Source organism: Tardiphaga sp. (assembly GCF_041424195.1).
Taxonomy (GTDB): domain Bacteria; phylum Pseudomonadota; class Alphaproteobacteria; order Rhizobiales; family Xanthobacteraceae; genus Tardiphaga.
In genome coordinates, this window is the sequence record NZ_JBGMOE010000116.1 from 1 (window position 1) to 1,423 (window position 1,423).

2 protein-coding genes are annotated in these 1,423 nt (G+C 59.2%); both read right to left on the reverse strand.

Annotated elements, in window-relative coordinates; all coding sequences use genetic code 11:
• Positions 1-285: 285 nt before the first annotated feature.
• A complete protein-coding gene (locus tag ACEK02_RS16340; RefSeq protein WP_371422640.1) occupies positions 286-723 on the reverse strand; it encodes a hypothetical protein in 438 nt (145 codons plus the stop codon).
• Between the two features lie 47 nt (positions 724-770).
• Positions 771-1,133 carry a hypothetical protein gene (locus ACEK02_RS16345; protein WP_371422641.1) on the reverse strand — a complete coding sequence of 121 codons (363 nt, stop codon included), beginning with the start codon at positions 1,131-1,133 and terminating at the stop codon, positions 771-773.
• Positions 1,134-1,423 lie beyond the last annotated feature (290 nt).

The following is a 1,423-nucleotide window of genomic DNA, read 5'->3' on the forward strand; positions in this document are numbered from 1 at the left end:
CACTGCGTCTCGGGATCATCCCCTTCGACACCATTCCCCTTCCCCCTCATCTCTCTGGATCGGCGTTGGCCTCCTGATCTGTTGGTCGCCTCGTGGCGCGCTCTGTCGGTTGGAGCCGAGTTTTTCGCCGCTTGATGCCTGTCGCTGTGTGTTGGGTGAGAGAACCGCGGAGCAAAAAAATGCCCCGCCGGGCTCGAAGCCTGACGGGGCGTATTTTTCAGTGTTCTTGCGTGGCTGGTGCGTTTCTGTTGACCGATAGCAATAGAGACAGATTGGCGCGGTTTTTCAGCTTCCGACGCTTTTATCCAGGCCTTGATCGCGTTTCATGCTGACCCATTCGGTGTAACCGTCGAAAGTTTGGTTGGTAGCGATCTCCGCGCGCCATGCGGCGTGCGGGAAGTCTGATTGGCTGATCAGGGCATCGTGCTGGGGATTCATTCGTTGGTCGTAGGCGATCGACCTGCGGCGCTCGGCGTCGTCGAATTCGTCAATCAGGTAGCCGGTGACGGCTTGACCAGCTTCTTCATGTTCGAGCCAGGTGGGCAGGCCGATGTTTTCGGCCAAGGCCTCGTCTTCGCCGGCACCGCCATGATAGCGGTTGCTGATCGGGTGGTTGCGGGCAAGATAGTCGTCAGCGGCGAGCATGGCTGCTTTGTGGTCATCTGCCTCGACCGCGACTTTTACGCGCACGACGTCATATCGGTGGACAAAATAACGGGGCATTGGGCCTATCCTCTTGGTGCTGCGGATTTGGTGGCTTGGGGAGATCGCTATGCGATCAGCCTGAAGCGGCTATCTGCCAGCGTTTCGGGAATTCGCTCTCCGCGAGCGCGCATGTTCTCGATCCTGTCTGTGAGCCGGTTGTAGCTTGCCGCCAGGAAGGCTGTGACCACTTTCCCGTTCCACAATGTGTCGCCTGCAGAGAGGTACTGCGGCGGGGAAAGGTGTGCTGCTGCCCTATCACACAAGTCTGCGAGGTCAGTCTTGCGCTTGGCCTCTTGCCGGAGTTCTTCGGCATAGGCGCTGAGTGAGCTTGCCGGACTTTTGCCGGGTGAGAGTCGAATGTCGGTCCTACGACCGTTCTCCTCGATGACGGCGTAGGCGTATTGGCCGACCAGTGTGGTTATGTTCACGGGTTTATCCTCTTAAGGGTCCAATTTGGTTGGTGAATATTGGATGTGGTTCACCACATTTTCACATGCACGCCAGCGCAGATCAGTTCGGCATTCGTGCATTCGCCATGCGCGAAAAAAGGCGGCCCGCGTGGAACGGGCCGCCTTCTGATTGCGCTTGTGGCAGGTCAGCCGGTGAAGGCGTCGCCGGCAGCGAAATCTTCGCTGCGCGGAGCGAAGCCATCGTCGCTGGCGCTGGTCATGCCGTCATCGAAGGGGTTGGCGGCGCGCGCCTTGGGTCGCGACCAGGC